At 63.3% G+C, this 15,815-nt stretch carries 15 protein-coding genes; 11 read left to right on the forward strand and 4 right to left on the reverse strand.

All coding sequences use genetic code 11. The features are described from left to right. Nucleotides 1-306: 306 nt before the first annotated feature. From MHM88_RS13735 to MHM88_RS13745, 3 genes are all read left to right on the forward strand, one after another. Nucleotides 307-1,401 carry a 3-deoxy-7-phosphoheptulonate synthase gene (locus MHM88_RS13735; RefSeq protein ID WP_239366081.1) on the forward strand — a complete coding sequence of 365 codons (1,095 nt, stop codon included), beginning with the start codon at nt 307-309 and terminating at the stop codon, nt 1,399-1,401. Nucleotides 1,402-1,581: 180 nt separating this feature from the next. Further along, nucleotides 1,582-2,979: a trypsin-like peptidase domain-containing protein gene (locus tag MHM88_RS13740; protein WP_239366084.1), complete on the forward strand. Its 1,398-nt coding sequence runs from the start codon at nt 1,582-1,584 to the stop codon at nt 2,977-2,979. Between the two features lie 3 nt (nt 2,980-2,982). Beyond that, the gene (locus MHM88_RS13745; protein WP_239366087.1) at nt 2,983-4,314 is read left to right on the forward strand and encodes a replication-associated recombination protein A; all 1,332 of its coding nucleotides are present in this window, start codon (nt 2,983-2,985) and stop codon (nt 4,312-4,314) included. 67 nt (nt 4,315-4,381) lie between these two features. Here the strand turns inward: MHM88_RS13745 and MHM88_RS13750 are convergent, their stop codons facing one another. Then, nucleotides 4,382-5,761, reverse strand: a complete 1,380-nt coding sequence (locus MHM88_RS13750; RefSeq protein WP_239366117.1) for a multicopper oxidase family protein — start codon at nt 5,759-5,761, stop codon at nt 4,382-4,384. Nucleotides 5,762-5,962: 201 nt separating this feature from the next. On the opposite strand from MHM88_RS13750, the gene crcB reads away from it, so the two are divergent. From crcB to MHM88_RS13790, 8 genes are all read left to right on the forward strand, one after another. After that, entirely contained in the window at nt 5,963-6,343 is a 381-nt protein-coding gene (gene crcB / locus MHM88_RS13755; protein WP_009176317.1) for a fluoride efflux transporter CrcB, read from the forward strand. After that, entirely contained in the window at nt 6,340-7,386 is a 1,047-nt protein-coding gene (locus tag MHM88_RS13760; protein ID WP_239366120.1) for an RluA family pseudouridine synthase, read from the forward strand. The genes crcB and MHM88_RS13760 overlap by 4 nt, the downstream gene beginning before the upstream one ends. Beyond that, nucleotides 7,383-8,051: an HAD-IA family hydrolase gene (locus MHM88_RS13765; protein ID WP_239366123.1), complete on the forward strand. Its 669-nt coding sequence runs from the start codon at nt 7,383-7,385 to the stop codon at nt 8,049-8,051. Before MHM88_RS13760 ends, MHM88_RS13765 begins: the two co-directional genes overlap by 4 nt. A gap of 42 nt (nt 8,052-8,093) precedes the next feature. Beyond that, the gene (locus tag MHM88_RS13770; protein WP_239366126.1) at nt 8,094-8,798 is read left to right on the forward strand and encodes an ATP12 family chaperone protein; all 705 of its coding nucleotides are present in this window, start codon (nt 8,094-8,096) and stop codon (nt 8,796-8,798) included. A gap of 378 nt (nt 8,799-9,176) precedes the next feature. After that, on the forward strand, nt 9,177-10,193 hold the full coding sequence (locus tag MHM88_RS13775) for an amino acid ABC transporter substrate-binding protein (RefSeq protein ID WP_239366129.1): 1,017 nt from the start codon (nt 9,177-9,179) through the stop codon (nt 10,191-10,193). Between the two features lie 135 nt (nt 10,194-10,328). Beyond that, nucleotides 10,329-11,561 (forward strand): amino acid ABC transporter permease, encoded by a 1,233-nt coding sequence (locus MHM88_RS13780; RefSeq protein WP_239366132.1) that lies wholly within the window; start codon nt 10,329-10,331, stop codon nt 11,559-11,561. A 3-nt stretch (nt 11,562-11,564) separates the two neighbouring features. Continuing rightward, entirely contained in the window at nt 11,565-12,863 is a 1,299-nt protein-coding gene (locus MHM88_RS13785; RefSeq protein WP_239366135.1) for an amino acid ABC transporter permease, read from the forward strand. Nucleotides 12,864-12,875: 12 nt separating this feature from the next. After that, on the forward strand, nt 12,876-13,667 hold the full coding sequence (locus MHM88_RS13790) for an amino acid ABC transporter ATP-binding protein (RefSeq protein ID WP_305037631.1): 792 nt from the start codon (nt 12,876-12,878) through the stop codon (nt 13,665-13,667). Between the two features lie 238 nt (nt 13,668-13,905). On the opposite strand, the gene MHM88_RS13795 is transcribed toward MHM88_RS13790, so the two are convergent. The 3 genes from MHM88_RS13795 to MHM88_RS13805 form a co-directional block, all read right to left on the reverse strand. Then, nucleotides 13,906-14,331: a GNAT family N-acetyltransferase gene (locus MHM88_RS13795; protein WP_239366138.1), complete on the reverse strand. Its 426-nt coding sequence runs from the start codon at nt 14,329-14,331 to the stop codon at nt 13,906-13,908. A 224-nt stretch (nt 14,332-14,555) separates the two neighbouring features. Then, on the reverse strand, nt 14,556-15,053 hold the full coding sequence (locus tag MHM88_RS13800) for a histidine phosphatase family protein (protein WP_239323264.1): 498 nt from the start codon (nt 15,051-15,053) through the stop codon (nt 14,556-14,558). Next, nucleotides 15,050-15,751, reverse strand: coding sequence for a ferredoxin (locus MHM88_RS13805; protein WP_239366141.1), 702 nt, complete (start codon nt 15,749-15,751; stop codon nt 15,050-15,052). Before MHM88_RS13805 ends, MHM88_RS13800 begins: the two co-directional genes overlap by 4 nt. Nucleotides 15,752-15,815 lie beyond the last annotated feature (64 nt).

Raw genomic sequence — 15,815 nt, forward strand, 5'->3', positions numbered from 1 at the left:
TTTGCGGAGAATCCGCTGGTCCTATCTAGTCACACGGCGCGCAGGTACAATCACCTTGCGCCGGCTAACAGCTGCGTTTGGGGATCGACAGGGGCGCGAATCTTCGCTAGCGTCCGGCGCATGACCCAACAGTTCGCTCAGTTCTGGTATTACTTTTATCCGCGCCACATGGCGGACGGAGGGTCTTCGCGTTTCTGAATTGAACTGACAGAAACACCAGAACACCGCACCAAACCGCCCCGGGACCAAGGGCGGTTTTTTGTTGTCCAGAGGTCCAGACGGGGCACCCGCCAAAGGAAAGCCCCGATGACAACGCTCTCTGCGACCCCGACAAATGACCTCCGGATTACCGATATGCAGGAATTGATCTGCCCCGAAGCCCTCGCGGTGAAACACCCGCTGACCGATGCCGCGCGCGAGACCGTATTGAACGCACGCGCCAGCATTCAGAAGATCCTGCATGGCGCGGACGACCGGCTGGTCGTGGTGGTTGGCCCCTGTTCCATCCACGACCCGGAGGCCGCACTGGACTACGCCCGCCGCCTCGCCCCGCTGCGCGCCGAGCTGGGCGACCATCTGGAGATCGTGATGCGGGTCTATTTTGAAAAACCCCGCACCATCGCGGGCTGGAAGGGGCTGATCAACGACCCCAACCTTGATGGCTCCTTCCGCATCAACAAGGGCTTGTCGATTGCCCGCAAACTCTGCCTCGACCTGAGCGAGATGGGCCTGCCGGTGGGGACCGAGTTCCTCGATGCGGCGGTGCCGCAATACATTAGCGATCTGGTCAGCTGGGCGGCGATTGGCGCCCGCACCACCGAGAGCCAGATCCACCGCGAGATGGCCTCGGGCCTGAGCTGCCCGGTGGGGTTCAAGAACGGCACCCGCGGCAATGTGCAGATCGCCATCGACGCGGTGCGCTCTGCCGCAACACCGCATCATTTCATGGCGCTGGCCCCCTCGGGCCTTGCGGCGATTGCCGCCACGGCGGGCAACCCGGATTGCCATATCATCCTGCGCGGGGGCGGTGGCACCAATTATGACGCGGCCAGCATTGATGCCGCCTGCCAGAAGGCCGCCGCCGACGGCATCCGCCCGCAGGTGATGATCGACGCAAGCCATGCCAACTCCGCCAAAGACCCGGCCAAACAGCCCGAGGTGCTTGCGGATGTGGCCGGTCAGATGGCGCAGGGCGAAACCCGCATCACCGGCATCATGATCGAAAGCCACCTTGTGCATGGCCGACAGGATCTGCCCAAGGACGGGGATCTGTCGAAACTCACCTACGGTCAGTCGATCACCGACGGCTGCATCGGTTGGGAGGAAACCGAGGCCGAGCTGCGCAAACTGGCACAGGCGGTCGAGACCCGCCGCACCCAGGGCGCCCGCCTTGCTGGCTGATCGGAACCGGGGGCGGCGCAATCCCGCCCCCTTCATCTTCTAACCAAAAATATCCCGGGGTGAACTGACCGCAGGTCAGGAGGGGCAGCGCCCCTTAAGCCCCGGTTTTTCTGCACATGCTTGCAATCCCCTGCGCACCTTCGCATATCATCAGGACCAAAATAACGTCCCGGAGGCCCCATGATCCGCAGTCTTGCCCTTCCCCTGACCCTTGCTCTGGTGACCAGCTTGCCGCTTGCGGCGCAGGCCGAGACCAAAGTCCCGCAGAGCCAGACCGAGATTTCACTGGGGTTTGCGCCACTGGTCAAAGAGGCCGCACCGGCGGTTGTGAATATTTACGCCAAGATCATCCGACAGGACCGCGCCCGCAGCCCCTTTGCCGATGATCCGTTCTTTGATGATTTCTTTCGCCAGTTTGCCCAGCCCCGCCCGAGGGTACAGAACTCGCTCGGCTCTGGTGTGATCCTATCCGAAGATGGCATCGTGGTCTCAAACTATCACGTGGTCGGAGAGGCGTCCGATATCCGCGTGGTGACCAATGATCGGCGCGAGTATCAGGCCGAGGTGATCCTTGCGGATCAGGCGTCCGATCTGGCGATCTTGCAGTTGAAAGACGCCGAAGGCTTGCCCTTCCTTGGCCTGCGCAACAGCGACGAGGTCGAGGTGGGCGAGCTGACCCTGGCCATCGGCAACCCCTTTGGGGTGGGGCAGACGGTGTCCTCGGGCATTATCTCGGGCCTTGCGCGCACGGGCACCGGTGGCGGGCAGGGGTTTGGCTATTACATCCAGACCGACGCGCCGATCAATCCGGGCAACTCCGGCGGCGCCTTGATCGATGTGAATGGCGATCTCATTGGCATCAACACCCGGATCCTCAGCCGCTCGGGCGGCTCGAACGGTATTGGCTTTGCCATTCCTGCCAATCTGGTGCGCGAATTTGTGCGTCAGGCGCGTGAGGGCGAAGGCGAATTTCAGCGCCCCTGGGCGGGGATGACGGGCCAGCCGGTGGATTCCGATCTGGCCGAGGCGCTGGGTCTGGGCCAGGTGGATGGGATGCTGATCTCCGAACTGCACCCGCAAAGCCCCTTTGTCGCGGCGGGTTTTGAGGTGGGCGATGTGGTGCTGGCCGTGGACGGCGAGCCGGTGAACTCGCCCTCCGAGATGGCCTTTCGTCTGTCGGTGGCGGAACTGGGCGGCACCAGCGCGGTGACGCGGGTGCGTCAGGGCGAAACAGAAACCGTGGAGGTCGCCCTGATGGAGGCGCCCAACTCTCCGGCCGCTGATCCGATCACGCTGAACGAGCAAACCCCGATGCCGGGGTTGGTGGTGGGGCTTGTGAACCCGCAGGTCATCACCAAGATGCAGCTGCCGCTGTCGACCGAAGGAGTGGTTGTGATGGACCCCGGCCCCTATGCCGGGCGCGGCGGGGTGCGCGCGGGGGATCTCCTGCTGGCCATCAATGGCGAGGAGATTGCCGCACCGGAGGATGTGGCGAACCTCTTGATGAACAGTGGCCGCTGGATGCGGCTGGATCTGTTGCGACAGGGCCAGCGCGTGTCGCTGCGGTTCCGGCTCTGAGCAATGGCGGATCTGTTTGACAGCGGGGAGGCGGGCGCTCAGCGCGATCACGATGCGGCCAATGACGCGCCGCGCCCGCTCGCGGACCGGTTGCGGCCCCGCACACTTGCCGAGGTGATCGGTCAGGAGCAGGTCTTGGGCGAAGAGGCACCGCTGGGGGTGATGCTGGCCTCCGGGGCGCTGTCGTCGCTGATCTTCTGGGGGCCGCCGGGGGTGGGCAAGACCACCATCGCGCGGCTGTTGGCGCAGGAAACCGACCTGCACTTTGTGCAGATCTCGGCCATTTTCACCGGCGTGCCGGACCTCAAGAAGGTGTTCGAGGCGGCCAAGATCCGGCGCCAGAACGGGCAGGGCACGCTGCTCTTTGTCGACGAGATCCACCGTTTCAACAAGGCGCAGCAGGACGGGTTCCTGCCGCATATGGAGGATGGCACCATCCTTCTGGTGGGGGCCACGACGGAAAACCCGAGCTTTGAGCTCAATGCCGCGGTGTTGTCGCGCTCGCAGGTTCTGGTGCTGGAACGCCTGAGCCTTGCGGATCTGGAGCGGCTGACGCAGCGTGCGGAACAGGCGCTGGAACGCCGGTTGCCGCTGTTGCCCGAGGCGCGCGATGCGCTGCATCAGATGGCCGATGGCGACGGGCGGGCGCTCTTGAACCTGATCGAGCAGGTCGCGGCCTGGAAGGTCGATCAGCCCCTGGGCCGGGAAGCGCTGGCGACGCGGCTGATGCGGCGGGCGGCGAAATACGACAAATCCGGCGATGAGCATTATAACCTCATCTCGGCGCTGCATAAATCCGTGCGCGGCTCCGACCCGGATGCGGCGCTGTATTGGTTCGCGCGGATGCTGGAGGGCGGCGAAGACCCAAAATACCTCGCCCGGCGTCTGACCCGGATGGCGGTGGAGGATATTGCGCTGGCCGACCCGCAAGCGCAGGCGATCTGCCTGCAAGCCTGGGAAGCCTATGAGCGGCTTGGCTCGCCCGAGGGGGAGTTGGCGCTGGCGCAGGCGGTGATTTACCTCGCGCTCGCGCCCAAGACCAACGCGGGATACATGGCCTATAAGGCGGCGCGACGTCTGGCCAAGGAGACGGGGTCAGAGCCGCCGCCCAAACATATCCTCAATGCGCCGACCAAGCTGATGGAACAGCAGGGCTATGGCAAAGGCTATGACTATGACCACAACGCAGAGGATGGGTTTTCGGGGCAGAACTACTTTCCCGATGGGGTGAAGCGACCTGTGCTCTATCAGCCGGTGGAACGCGGGTTTGAGCGCGAGCTGCGCAAGCGCACGGAGTTCTTTGCCAAGAAGCGCATCCAGCGCCAGGGAGAGTAATTCAGGTTTTGCGGGCAAAACCTGAAGGCCTCCGGCGGGGATATTTGCGGTTAGAAGAACAAGGGCGTCAGGCTGTCACCCGCACCCATGTGCCCATGCCCGCGGCGTGATGCGACAGCATATGACAGTGAAACAGCCAATCACCCGGGTTATGGGCCTGAAAGGCGATCTCGCGGGTCTCTCCGCGCAGCATCAGGAGCGTGTCGCGCAACGGGCCGAGGGTGCCGTCTGGCAGGACCTCGGAAAAATGCATCCCGTGCAGATGCATGGCGTGCGGGAACTGGGTGTCGTTGGCCATTCGGATGCGGATGGTCTCGCCGAGGCGCGCGGTGATCAGCGGCTCAATCGGGCGGCCTGCGGTGCCGTTGAAGGACCAGAACTGGCCCAATTGTGCGAGGTCCTGGCCGGAGAGGTTTTCGCCTTTGAAATTGGCGTTTTGCAGCCACGCCATCGCGCCGCCTTCGGTGATCAGATCGACGCTGCGGGCTGAATTCAGATCGATGGGAAAGTCGGGATTGGGCGGTAGTGCAGCGGGCGCGGTGCGGCGGGTGCGGGTGCCGGATGTCACCGGAAAGCGGGCCAGCTCATAGCCGCCATCGCGCTCAAACTGGACGAGAAATGCGTCCTCGCCAGCCTTGGCAGTCACGTCGACAAACAGATCAATGCGCTGGGCGGGGGCGAGGACAAGCTGGTCCGGCAGCGGCATCGGCGTGGCCAGTGGCATGCCGTCATAGGCCATCACCCAGCCCTCAAGCCCTTGTAGCCCGAGGGTGAAAATGCGCGCATTGGCGCTGTTGATGAGGCGCAGGCGCAGGCGGTCGCCGGTTTTGACGGGGTGGTCCGCCACCATCTTGCCGTTGCACAAGAGCACATTGCCCATACGGCCCGCGTGCGACAGGTCATGCGGGGCATTGAACGCGGTATCGACAGCGGCCTCAGCCGTGACACGCAGGTCGTCAATCACCAGCGGGAGGTCCTGATCCACATCCGGCGCGTCCGGTTCCTCGACGATCAACACGCCTTGCAGGCCGCGTTCGACCTGTTCCACCGATTGCGCGTGGGAATGGTACCAGTAGCTGCCCGCATCTGGCAGGGCGAAATCATACGTGAAGGTTTCACCGGGCTGGATCGGGTCCTGCGTGACGCCGGGCACCCCGTCCATGGCGTTATCGATGCGGATGCCGTGCCAATGGAGGCTGGTGGGTTGTGGCAGGCGGTTTACGACCTCGGCCACCAGCCGCGCGCCCTGTTTCAGGCGCAGGGTCTCGCCCGGCATGGTGCCGTTGACGCACCACAGATCCGTGGCCGGGTAGTTGGGCGGGGCGATCTGCTGCGATGCCGGTGCAAGCGTCAGGCGGTGCGGCGCCGCCTGCGCGATCCGAGGCAGGGCGGGCAACAGGGGCAGCGTGGCAAGGGTGCTGAGGAACTGGCGGCGGCTTGGTGTCATCGGCGGGGCTTTCTCTGGTTTTGCCGCAGAGGGTAGAGGGCGCAGGCGCGGGCGCAAAGACTTCCACCCACTGGAAGCTGACGCGTTTGTGAAAGGGGCCGGGGGCGCCGCAGGGCTGCCGCCGCGCTCTGCATGCGGTGCAGAGCGGCCAATCGCGCGGAAAACTTGACATCCCCAGCCGCCCGCGCGAAGGGAGCGGGCATGTTGATAACCGTGTTGAATGTGGCGCTGGGCGGCGCGATCGGGGCAAGCTGCCGCTACCTCGTGGGGGTGGGCGTGCTGCGCATGCTTGGGCCGACCTCGTTTCCGCTGGGGGTGCTGGGGGTGAATATCCTGGGCTCTGCCCTGATGGGCGCTTTTGTGGTGCTGGCGGCGCATAAGGGGCTGACGCATCTGTCGCCCTTTGTGATGACCGGCGTTCTGGGCGGTTTCACCACGTTTTCGGCCTTCTCGCTGGAGGCGGTTACCTTGTTCGAGCGCGGGGCCTACGGGCAGGCCGCGCTTTATATTGGCCTCTCCGCAGGCCTGTCTATTGCAGCCCTTGCCCTTGGCATGATGGCGGCCAGAGGAGTGCTGACATGAGCGGCGTGCAGATGATCACCGTCACCGAAGACGACGGCGGCCAGCGGATCGACCGCTGGTTGCGGCGGCTTTTCCCGCATGTAAACCAAGGCCGCATCGAGAAGATGTGCCGCAAGGGCGAGCTGCGTCTGGACGGGGGCCGTGTGAAGGCCAACACCCGCGTTGAGGCCGGACAGGTGGTGCGGGTGCCGCCGCTGGCCGAGAGCGATATGAAACCGGCCGAGGCGCGCCCGGTGAAGATCTCGGATGCCGACGCCAAGATGATTCGCGATTGCGTGGTCTACAAGGACGACGATGTTCTGGTGATCAACAAACCGGCGGGGCTGGCGGTGCAGGGCGGTTCCGGCACCACCAAACACGTCGATGGGCTCTCCGAGGCACTGCGCTTTGACGCCGAGGACAAGCCGCGGCTGGTGCATCGTCTCGACAAGGACACCTCCGGCCTGCTGGTGCTGGCGCGCAACCGCAAGGCCGCGCAGGGGCTCACCGCAGCCTTTCGCCACAAGAACACCCGCAAGATCTACTGGGCCTTGGTCGCAGGCGTGCCGACGCCCTACCTCGGCGAGATCAAGACCGGGTTGGTGAAGGCACCGGGGCACGGCAAATCCGGCGAGGGGGAAAAGATGATCCCCGTTGATCCACGCGATGTGGATGCCACGCCCGGGGCCAAGCGCGCGCATACCTTTTATGCCACCCTCTACCGCGTGGCGAGCCGTGCGAGCTGGGTCGCGATGGAGCCTGTGACGGGCCGCACCCACCAGCTGCGCGCGCATATGGCGGGCATGGGGCATCCGATCATTGGCGATGGCAAATATGGCGGCTCCAGTCAGGAGAACCTCGGCGATGGCTGGGGCGCGCAAATTGGCGGTCTGATCTCGAAGAAACTGCACCTGCACGCGCGCCGTTTGCAGTTCGAACACCCCGTCACCGGCAAAGTGGTGACAGTGACCGCTGCGCTGCCGGATCATATGAAAGAGAGCTGGGACACCTTTGGCTGGACCGAGGATCTGGCCGCCGACGATCCCTTCGAGACGCTGTTTTGACCTCTGCGCTGAAACTCATTCTGTTTGATGTGGACGGGACCCTGGTGGACAGTCAGGGGACGATTGTGTCTTGCATGAATGAGGCCTTTGCAGGGGCTGGGGTGGAGCCTCCCTCACGCGCGGCGATCCTGTCCATCGTGGGGCTGTCGCTCCCGCAGGCGATGACGCGTTTGGCGGAGGATCAGTCCGCGCAGGTTCAGGACGCGTTGGTCGAGGGCTACAAAAAGGCCTATCAGGCGGCGCGGCTGCGCGAGGGCGCGGCGCATTCGCCGCTCTATCCCGGGGCGCGGGCGGTGCTGGACGCGCTGCATGCGGTGCCGGAATACATCCTTGGCGTGGCCACCGGAAAATCCCAGCGCGGGTTGGATGCGCTGATCGAGGGGCATGATCTGGGAATGTTCGTCACCCGTCAGGTGGCCGATCACCACCCCTCCAAGCCACATCCGTCGATGATCCTCGCGGCGATGTCGGAGACGGGCATCCCGCCCGCCGACACGGTGATGATTGGCGACACCACATTTGACATGGACATGGGCCGCGCCGCCGGGGTGACGACCATCGGCGTGGACTGGGGCTACCATGCGGCTGCGCATCTGGGGGCGGATCACATGCTGGCGGAGTTCGCCGCGCTGCCGGATCTGTTGCGCCGGATCTGGCCGGGCTGAGCCTGCCGCGACCACGCCCGAGACGAAGAAGGACGGACCAAGATGAGTGAATGGAAACAGAAGCGATTCTGGAAAGAGGTGAGCGTCGAGGAAGACGGCGCGGGCTTTGCCGTGGCGCTGGACGGGCGGCGCGTGACAACACCGGCAAAAACCGCGCTGGTGGTGCCGACGCGGGCGCTGGCTGAGGCGATTGCCGCCGAGTGGGACGCACAGGAAGACCAGATCGACCCGCTGTCGATGCCCAACACGCGGTCGGCCAATGCGGCGATCGACAAGGTGGCGGTGCAGTTCACTGAGGTCGCCGATATGCTGGCGGAATACGGCGACAGCGATCTGTTGTGTTACCGCGCCGAAAGCCCCGAGGGGCTGGTTGCCCGTCAGAGCGAATCCTGGGATGCGGCGCTGGATTGGGCCGAGGCTGCGCTGGGCGCACGCCTGCTGCCGCGCGCTGGCATCCTGCATGCGCCGCAAGACGGGGCTGCACTGGAGGTGCTGCGCAAACGGGTGCATCAAATGACGCCGTTTCAGCTGGCGGCCTTTCACGATTTGGTGGGGTTGACCGGCTCCTTGATCCTGGGATTTGCAACGGCTGCGAACTGGCGGTCCTTGGATGAGATCTGGGAAATCTCGCGCATCGACGAGCGCTGGCAAGAGGAGCTCTGGGGCCCGGACGACGAGGCGCAGGCGATCGAGGCGCAGAAGAAACAAGCCTTTGTGCACGCCGCCGGTTTCTACGCGCGGGTTTGATTCCCGGCTCCAGTCCCGGCTCCATTCCCGGCCACAAACCGGCGCAAGGCGGCGCGAAGCAACGGGTTTGTGGCCATGGCGGGGCGTCAGGCCGGAAAATCGCCGCGCAACAATCCTGCTATAAACCCGGCCCTGGCGAAGTTTGTCGCATTCCTCACCGCAATATTCGCAAAGTTAGCGCCCAAAATAAAGCAGCGCCCCGGGGCTCAGGGTGAAAAGCCCATTGAAACCGGTGATCCTACCCTTGACGTTCGTTGATGAATCCGCCCAAACTCGGCATCGAAAACGGGGGCGAACCCTGTTTCAAACAGCCCGCACCGTGACGGGTGGGCTATAAAGAACCACCAAACTCAGGTGGATAGTCAGGAAGAGGTAAACATGAACACATCCGTATTCTTTGGCGCGCTGACCGTGGCCGGTCTCGCAGCCGGTGCAGCCGCTGCCGGCACGCTGGACGACGTCAGGGCACGTGACAAGCTGAACTGCGGCGTCACCACCGGTCTCGTCGGGTTCGCAGCGCCGAATGCAAACGGCGAATGGGAAGGCTTCGACGTCGCGGTCTGCCGCGCTGTCGCCGCTGCCGTGCTGGGCGATTCGAGCAAGATCGAATTCGTTCCGACCACCGGCAAGACCCGCTTCACCGCGCTGGCGTCGGGCGAAATCGACATGCTGGCCCGCAACACCACCTGGACCTTCAGCCGCGACGTCGACCTGAAGTTCGAATTCGTCGGCGTGAACTACTACGACGGTCAGGGCTTCATGGTGCCCAAGGAGCTGGGCGTGTCCTCCGCGAAGGAACTGGACGGCGCCACCGTCTGCATCCAGACCGGCACCACCACCGAGCTGAACCTGGCGGACTTCTTCCGCTCCAATAACATCAGCTACGAGCCGGTTCCGATCGAAACCAACGCCGAAGCGCAGCAGCAGTATCTGGCTGGCGCCTGTGACGTCTACACCACCGACGCGTCCGGCCTGGCGGCCACCCGCGCGACCTTTGACGATCCGACCGCGCATGCGATCCTGCCGGAGATTATCTCCAAAGAGCCGCTCGGCCCGCTGGTCCGCCACGGCGACCACGAGTGGGGTGACGTTGTGCGCTGGACCCTCAACGCGCTGGTCGCGGCAGAGGAACTGGGCGTGACTTCCGCCAACCTCTCCGAGATGGCGTCCGGCACCGACAACCCGGAAATCAACCGTCTGCTCGGCACCGAAGGCAACCTGGGCGAGATGCTCGGCCTGGACGCCGACTGGGCCGCAAAAGCCCTGTCCGTGGGCGGCAACTACGGTGAGGTCTTTGCCAAGAACATCGGTGAAGACACTCCGATCGGTCTCGCACGTGGCCTGAACGCCCAGTGGACCGATGGTGGCCTGCTCTACGCACCGCCGTTCCGTTAAGTTTGGCAACCGGAAAGGGCGCGGGGGATACCTCGCGCCCTTTTCCAAAGTTTATAACGAATTCTGCGGCCAGACACAGAGCGGGGCAAACCTCGCCGGGATGACTGGAACCGCAGGCCTCGGGGATCCCTACATATGTCGATTTTGACTGACCCGCCGAAAGAGAGTTTTCGGCCGTCGATGCTTATCAACGATACCCGCTATCGATCACTGACGTTTCAGGCGATTGCGGCGATCGTGCTTGCCCTCTGCATCTGGTATCTGGGCAATAACCTCATCCAAAACCTGCGCGAAGCCGGATTGAACATCTCCTATGGGTTCCTCGGGGACCCGGCCGGGTATGACATCAACCAGCGGCTTGTCGACTACGACAGCCAGTCCTCGCACGCCAAAGCGGCCCTGGTCGGGCTGCTGAACACCCTGCTGGTGTCGTTTCTGGCCTGTGTCACCGCGACTGTGTTCGGCGTGATTGCCGGCGTGCTGCGCCTGTCGAACAACTGGCTCGTGTCGAAGGTCATGGCCGTTTACGTCGAGATCTTTCGCAACATCCCGGTGCTGATCTGGATCATCATCATCTTTACGATCATGACCGCCGTGTTGCCGGGGCCGCGGGCCTTCCGGGGCGATAATGCGACGCACAGCATGCTGTTTGACGCCTTCGCCTTCACCAACCGGGGGATCTATATCCCGGCGCCCTTCTTCGAGCGGGGCCTGTTTGCCAGCACCAGCCTGAACTGGCTGTTGGTGATTGCCGTGCTGGCGGGGTCTGCCGTTGCCGCGCGCAAGATCAATGCCTGGGCGACTGCAAAACAGGAAGCGACCGGGCTGCGTCCCAATACCCTTCCGATGATCCTCGGGGTCTGGATCGTTCCCTTTGCCCTGCTGATGCTGATCATGGGGCTGACCTGGGAATTCCCGGTTCTGAAAGGGTTCAATTTCGGGGGCGGGATCAAGATCGGCGGGCCGCTGATTGCGCTGTGGTTTGCGCTGTCGATCTATACCGGGGCCTTTATCGCGGAGAACGTCCGCGCGGGGATCCAGGCGATTTCCAAAGGCCAGACCGAGGCGGCTGCTGCGCTGGGTCTGCGTCAGGGCCGGATTATGAACCTCGTGATCCTGCCGCAGGCCTTGCGGGTCATCATCCCGCCGTTGATTTCGCAATATCTCAACATCACCAAGAACTCGTCGCTGGCGATCGCCGTGGGCTATGCGGATATCACCGCCACGCTGGGCGGCATCACGCTGAACCAGACCGGCCGTGCGATCGAATGTGTGCTTCTGCTGATGCTCTTCTATCTCACCGCATCCCTGCTGATTTCGATGGGGATGAACCTCTACAACGCATCGGTCAAGTTGAAGGAGCGCTGAGATATGAGTGATCAAACCAACACTGGTATCGCGTTTGTCGCAACCGAAATGATCCCCGAGTCGCCGCCGCCGGCGCGCGAAACCGGGATCGTGAAGTGGCTGCGCGAGAACCTGTTCTCCAATGCCGTCAACTCGGTTCTGACATTGGTGACACTCTGGGCGATCTACCTCGTCCTGAGCGCGACCCTGCCGTGGATCTTCAACGGCGTCTGGACGACGACCTCTCTGAACGAGTGCCGCGAGGTGCTGCAGGGCGAGGTCGGGGCCTGTTTCTCGGTGCTGACGGAGCGCTGGAACCAGCTGCTCTACGGGTTCAAATATCCGACGGATGCCTATTGGCGCCCGAACCTGGCGCTTGTGCTGCTGCTGATCGCGATGGCGCCGGTGCTGTTCTTTGACCTGCCGCGCAAGATGCTGGCCTTTACCGCCATCTATCCCTTTCTGGCCTTCTGGCTGATCTGGGGCGGTACGGTCCTGGCACCGATCGTGGCCTTCCTGGGCTTCGGCGCTGCGGCCTATGTGTTCCAGCGTCTGGGGCGTGGCAGTTTTGCTGCCGGGTTCTTTGGCGCCATTCTCACCGCCTTTGCGGTCTGGTTCGTCGGCGGTCTGCTGATCCCGGAAGGGGCGTCGGAGAATGCCTTGCTGTCGCCTGTGCCCTCGCGGGATCTGGGCGGGTTCATGCTGAACCTGATGCTCGGGGTGACCTGCGTGTCGCTGTCGCTGCCGCTGGGGATTGCCCTGGCGCTGGGGCGGCAGTCGGACATGCCGCTGATCAAGTGGATCTGCGTGGTCTTCATCGAATTCGTCCGCGGTGTGCCCTTGATCACCCTGCTGTTCGTGGCGTCGGTGATGCTGTCCTACTTCTTCCCGCCGGAAAGCACGGTGGACCTGTTCCTTCGGGTGGTGATCATGATCACCATGTTCTCTTCGGCCTATATCGCCGAGGTGATCCGGGGTGGGCTCGCCGCCTTGCCAAAGGGGCAGTATGAGGCGGCCGACAGTCTGGGACTGGATTATCCGCAGGCGATGCGCATGATCATCCTGCCGCAGGCGCTGAAGATCTCCATCCCGGGGATCGTGAACGTGGCCGTGGGGCTGTTCAAGGATACCACCCTGGTGTCGGTCATCTCGATGTTCGACCTCGTGGGCATGATCCGGGGGCCGATCCTGGCATCCACCGAATGGAACGGGGTCTACTGGGAGCTTCTCGGCGCCGCCGCCTGTCTTTTCTTCGTCGTCTGTTACGGCATTTCTCAATACTCGCAGTGGCTGGAGCGTCGTCTCGCCACCGATCACCGCTAAGGGGTTCACTCAATGTCTGAACTTGCACTCGACCGCGAAATCGACCGCTCCAAGATGAAAGTCTCGGATGAGGTCGCCATCCAGATCACCGATATGAACAAGTGGTACGGCTCCTTCCACGTGCTGCGCGATATCAATCTGACGGTGAACCAGGGCGAACGCATCGTCATCGCGGGGCCTTCGGGCTCCGGCAAATCCACCTTGATCCGCTGCCTCAATGCGCTCGAAGAGCATCAGGCGGGCAAGATCCTGGTGGATGGCACGGAACTGTCGAATGATCTCAAGAACATCGACAAGATCCGCTCCGAGGTTGGCATGGTGTTCCAGCACTTCAACCTGTTCCCGCATCTGACCATTCTGGAAAACTGCACGCTGGCCCCGATCTGGGTGCGCAAGACGCCCAAGAAAGAGGCCGAAGAGCGCGCGATGCATTTCCTGGAGAAGGTGAAGATCCCCGAGCAGGCCGACAAATACCCCGGCCAGCTGTCCGGTGGTCAGCAGCAGCGGGTGGCGATTGCACGGAGCTTGTGCATGATGCCGCGGATCATGCTGTTTGACGAGCCGACCTCGGCGCTGGATCCGGAGATGATCAAAGAGGTGCTCGACACCATGATCGAGCTGGCCGAAGAAGGCATGACGATGCTCTGTGTGACGCATGAGATGGGCTTTGCCCGTCAGGTGGCGAACCGGGTGATCTTTATGGATGCCGGCCAGATCGTGGAGCAAAACGAGCCGGAAGAGTTCTTCAACAACCCGCAGAGCGAACGCACCAAACTGTTCCTCAGCCAGATCCTGGGTCACTGAGACCTGTTGCCAAATTGAGAAAAGGCCGGGCAATGCCCGGCCTTTTCGCTTGTATTTGGGGTGTGAGGGGGCGCTGCCCCCTTTCGAGCCCTGCGGGCCCGACCCCCGAGATATTTGCAAAAAGCTGAAGGCAGAGCGGGATCGCGCCGCGTCAGCGGCGCGCCCGGCCCAACGGGCGAACTCGCATTTCAATGCGAGGGAGACGGGCGGGAGTGCTCCCCCGCCCGTTTGCGTGTTGTTAGCGTGAAAGATGCATCACGATTTCAGGTTGATCGAAGAAGCTGTTGAGCCGTTCTTCCCCGGCCTGAAAACCATAAGCCTTGTAGAAACCGCGCGCTTGGTGGTTGGCGGCAAACACGCAGAGTTCCAGTTCTGTGCGGGTGTGCAGCGCGTGATCCAGCAGCGCGCGTCCGTAACCTTTGCCTTGGTGCGAGGGCAGTACAAAAAGGCCGCCGACCTCATTGCCGAGTAGGGCGATAAAGCCTGCGGGCGTGTTATCTGCGTCAATCATCCAGGTTTCGGCGAGATCCAGAAACTGGTCACGGATCATCGCTTCGGCCTGAGCAACCAGGGCTTCGCTCAGGAAGGGATGCGCGATGGCGTTGGCCTCGCGCCAGATGTGGAGGACCGTCGGCTTGTCCGACGGAGAATAAGGTCTGATCATGGTCAGGAATATCTCGTAGAGGGCCGCCTTTCAGCGGCAGATTTGATAGATGGATTGCGCAAGTCAAACGCGGCGGCTCCGACGGCCACCTTTGCATTTTGATACTTGCGGCACTGGCGCCCATGCGCCGGCATCAACGGGACATCAAATCTCCTGTGTCGGTAGGAGGGTGGTAGCGCAGTGTCTGTCGATGTGCAAGTACACCCTCCTGCCTTTGTCGAGGCTCACTCCCCCAGCAGTTCGCGCGGGACCACGAAGTCGATCACCTTGCCGCTGGCAGGCTGCATCTCGGCCCAATGCGCGATGTCGAACTCGACCATCAGCGTGGCGCCGGTCGGATAGTCGTCAAAGCGCGAGTGGGGCGGGGGGTGTTTCACGATCTCATGGGCAAATTCCATCAGCCCGGGGTTGTGACCGAGCAGCAGCACCTGCGGCTGCGTTGCTTCGCGCAGCACATCATAGAGGATCTCTGGCGTGGCGTGATACAGGCGTTCGGTAAAGGTCGCCGGGGCGGCCAGCTCCATCAACTCGTAGGTTTCGCGAGTGCGTTGCGCCGAGGAGGACAGAACCTGGGCCGGCTGCAGCGCCTGGTCGCGCAGCCAGTTCCCTAGGGCGCCCGCAGAGCGGCGACCGCGTTTGTTGAGCGGGCGGGCGTGATCGCTTGGGGCGTCGGTGTTCCAGGCGGATTTGGCGTGGCGGGTCAGAAACAGGGTACAGGTCATGGGTGGTGAAAATACCTCATGTGGTGGGCAGTCTGCGCAGGCGGGCGCCCGGCACCGTCACTGAGCGGGCAGGCCCGGCGCGCGATACAGCCCGATGCCATGCACTCCGTTCCCTGCGGTGTGTCCAGGTGATCGTGACAGGCTGCCAGTTTGTAGGGGCCGCCGTCAACCAGTGCGTGTACCGGGCAGGCGGAAAGACAGGGGCGATCCGCGCAGTCCACACAGGGGGACGTTGTGCGCGCAGGCGCGGGGATGTCGAGTATCTTATCAAAATGCAGTGCTCCGCGGTAGGAAATCAGCATGCCGACCTCATCATGCACCAGCATCTGCGACGGGGATGTGAAAGCGCGCCCCGAGGCCAGCGCCCAGGCCACAAACGGGGTATAGGGCGGGCCGCCAAAGGGATAATACGCCACCGCGCGATAGCGATCTGCCAGAGCCCCGATGGTCCGACGCGAATAGCTATCAACCGGATCGGGCGTGCCGTCCTGGCCCTCTGGCGCCGCGGTGAGGCAGGTCCAGAAGTCTTGAGCGGTGCCGATCAGGATCAGCGTGCCCGTCCCAAGCTGGGGCACAGGCACACGGTGCGGGTGAACACCGCCATAGATCATCAGGCCCAGTGGGCGCAGGTCGCTGGCAAGCTGTTCATAGATCCGCTTTGAACGGGTCGGGGTCGGGGTCGGGGTGGGAAGCGTCATGTCCCCAGAGAAGCCGCGAACCGCGCGCCGGGCAAGCCCGTCGGCGACATTCGGCAGGCCGCTG

This window comes from Epibacterium sp. MM17-32 (genome assembly GCF_022348205.1).
In the GTDB taxonomy this organism is placed as follows: Bacteria; Pseudomonadota; Alphaproteobacteria; order Rhodobacterales; family Rhodobacteraceae; genus Epibacterium.